We start from the raw sequence: 2,853 nt of genomic DNA, 5'->3' as shown, positions 1-2,853 counted from the left end.
CTTCTGGGCCGGCCCCACCGAGACCGCCGACGGCAGCGGCTTCGCCGACGAACCCGGCCTCGGCGGCCTCCTCGGCGAGACCGTCGTCCTGCCGCTGACCGCCCGCAACCGGGTGATCGGCCTGCTCGCCCTCGGCACCCCGGCCGGCGTCCGGTTCCGCCAGGAGGTCCTGGAACTCGCCGAGGACCTCTCCCGCCGGGCCGCCCTCGCCCTGGACAACTCCCGGCTCTACTCCGAGCGCACGGCCACCAGCCAGGCCCTGCAGCGCAGCCTGCTGCCGCCGGACCTGCCCGACATCCCGGGCGTCGAGGTGGACGTCTACTACCAGGCCGCCGGCGAGGGCAACGAGGTCGGCGGCGACTTCTACGACCTCTTCCCGATCCGCGAGGGCACCTACGGCTTCGCCATCGGCGACGTCTGCGGCACCGGCCCCGAGGCCGCCTCGGTGACCGGCCTCGCCCGGCACTCGCTGCGGCTGCTCGCCCGCGAGGGCCTGGACGCCCCACAGGTCCTTAGCCGGCTCAACACCGCGATCCTGGACGAGGGTTCGCGCAGCCGCTTCCTCACCCTGCTCTACGGCGAGCTGACCCCCCGCCCCGACGGCAGCACCGAACTCTCCATGGTCTGCGCCGGCCATCCGCTGCCCCTGCGGCTGCGCACCGACGGCCGGGTCGACCGGGCCGCCACCCCGCAGCCGCTGCTCGGCGTCATGGACGACCTGGACCTCACCGCCGAGCACCTGGTGCTCCAGCCCGGCGAGGTCCTGCTCTGCGTCACCGACGGCGTCACCGAGCGCCGCGAGGGCCTGCGGATGCTCGGCGACGACGGCCTCGCCGAGGTGCTCACCGGCTGCACCGGCCTCACCGCCGGGGCGGTCGCACTGCGCGTGCAGCGGGCGGTCGAACGCTTCGCGCCCGAGCCGCCGTCCGACGACATGGCCATCCTCACCCTGCGGGTGCCCACCCAGCGGACCACCTGAGCCCGACCCCGCACGGGACTGTCGCAGCCTGAACGATCCGCGACGGGCCGTCGACACAAAATGTGCGATTCACAAGGGTACAAGCCCGCTCACTGTGGGTACACCGATCTCACCGGGGAATCCCCCGGAGGGGACGTGACCAGCGGCTCTTTCGCTGGCCAGCTTTCTGACCGCAGCCGTCGCACGCTCCAGCCGTGCGCGCCCGGCGCGGTCACGCGCCTTCATCTCATCGAAACTCACCCGCGTTCACTGCGCCCTTGCGCGCGCCCATGAGTGAAAGGAGCCTCCGGTGAGCAATGAAGCTACCGGGGCACTGAACGCCCGCTCCACCGGTGCCGACGCGGGTAACCTCGGTTACCTCGCACTCGGCCTGACCCTCCTCGCCTACGGCGTTCTCTCGACCGGCCTGTTCAGCGGCACAGCCGTGGCGAACTCGGCCCATCTCGCCCACATCCTCGGCGGCATCACCCTGTTCGTCGCCGGCCTCTGGCAGCTCCGCGGCGGCGAGGGCTTCACCGGGACGGCCTTCACCAGCCTCGGTGCCTTCTGGGCCACCTGGTCCACCGCCTCCGGCGCCGGCAAGAACGCGGCCGGCCTGTTCCTGCTGCTGTGGGCCCTGCTCGCACTCACCCTGACCGCGGCCAGCTGGAACGCGGGTCTGTTCAGCCGCGCGATCTACGGCCTGCTGACGGTCTCGCTGTTCCTCTCCGCGATCGCCACCTTCAACACCTCCGGCGGCCTTGCCAAGGCGGCCGGCTGGATCGCCGCGGCCTCCGGGCTGGCGGCCTGGTACTGGGCCACCGCGTCGCTGACCAACAGCGCGTGGGGCCGTGACGCCCTGCCGGTCAAGTAACGGCGGGTGCACCGGTGGACCGGACCCTCCCCCCACGGGGCCCGGCCCACCGGCATGCCGCGTGCCCGCTCAGCCGCGGGCACCCACCCGGTCCCGTCCGGCCTCCGGCCGGACGTCCGCCGTGTTCCGGGCCCGCCACCGCACGAAGCCGCTCTGCGCCGCGTACGCCAGCAGCAGGATCGCCACCGCGACCAGGCCGTCCGCCCAGAAGTGGTTGGCCGTCACCACCACGACCGCGACGGTCAGCACCGGGTGCAGCACCATCAACCACCGCAGCGGACTCCGCGAGACCCGCACCACCGCGACCGCCACCAGCACGCACCACGCCACATGGACGGACGGCATCGCCGACAGCTGCGCGGCCTGCACCAGCCCGCCGACCCCACCGCCGTACACCGACTGCCCGTACTCCGCCGCGACGTCGACGAACCCCTTCTCCGGAAGCATCCGGGGCGGCGCCACCGGGATGAACTGGACGGCCAGACAGACCGCCGTCGTGATCACCACTGTGGTCCGCACCCAGGCATACCGCTCCCGGTGTCTGAGGAAGACCCAGACCAGCACCGCGATCATCACGGTGAAGTGCATCGACGCGTAGTAGTAGTTCGCCAGCTTCACCAGCACCGGGTACGGCGTCACCGCGGCCTGCCAGGAGGCTTCGTCGGGCAGTCCGACGGCCAGTTCCGTCCGGTGGATCCAGCGGGCCCGGTCCAGGGCGTGTTCGGTGCTCATCAGCGAGAGGCGTCCGACCAGCTGCCAGAGCGCGAACAGCGCGAGCAGGGTGCCGGCCTCCCGCAGGACCGTCGAGACACCGGGCCGCCGCACCCGGGCCGCCACGTACGAGCCCCCGTAGAGCACGACCGCGGTACCCCCGGCGGACTGCCAGGTAAGCGTCAGGTTCTGCAACGGTTCGTGCCTCTCCACCGAGCTCGGACGTAGTGGGGAGACGTTAACGCAAAAAGACCCCCTCCTGAACCGGAGGGGGTCTTTTTGGAATGATTGTTCGGCGGCGTCCTACTCT

Annotated in this window: 3 protein-coding genes; 2 read left to right on the top strand and 1 reads right to left on the bottom strand. The window is 71.8% G+C overall.

The window, feature by feature from the left end; genetic code table 11:
• Together VR45_RS14810 and VR45_RS14805 are read left to right on the top strand one after the other, a co-directional pair.
• Positions 1 to 979: SpoIIE family protein phosphatase (locus tag VR45_RS14810; RefSeq protein ID WP_159394217.1), on the top strand; the 979-nt coding region annotated here is incomplete at its 5' end.
• Positions 980 to 1,268: 289 nt separating this feature from the next.
• Positions 1,269 to 1,832: a GPR1/FUN34/YaaH family transporter gene (locus tag VR45_RS14805; RefSeq protein WP_078896522.1), complete on the top strand. Its 564-nt coding sequence runs from the start codon at positions 1,269 to 1,271 to the stop codon at positions 1,830 to 1,832.
• Positions 1,833 to 1,901: 69 nt separating this feature from the next.
• Here the strand turns inward: VR45_RS14805 and VR45_RS14800 are convergent, their stop codons facing one another.
• On the bottom strand, positions 1,902 to 2,738 hold the full coding sequence (locus tag VR45_RS14800; protein ID WP_078896521.1) for a phosphatase PAP2 family protein: 837 nt from the start codon (positions 2,736 to 2,738) through the stop codon (positions 1,902 to 1,904).
• Positions 2,739 to 2,853: the final 115 nt, after the last annotated feature.

This window comes from Streptomyces sp. NRRL S-495 (assembly GCF_000966955.1).
Lineage (GTDB): Bacteria > Actinomycetota > Actinomycetes > Streptomycetales > Streptomycetaceae > Kitasatospora > Kitasatospora purpeofusca.
This window is presented reverse-complemented; position numbering and strand designations above follow the sequence as displayed.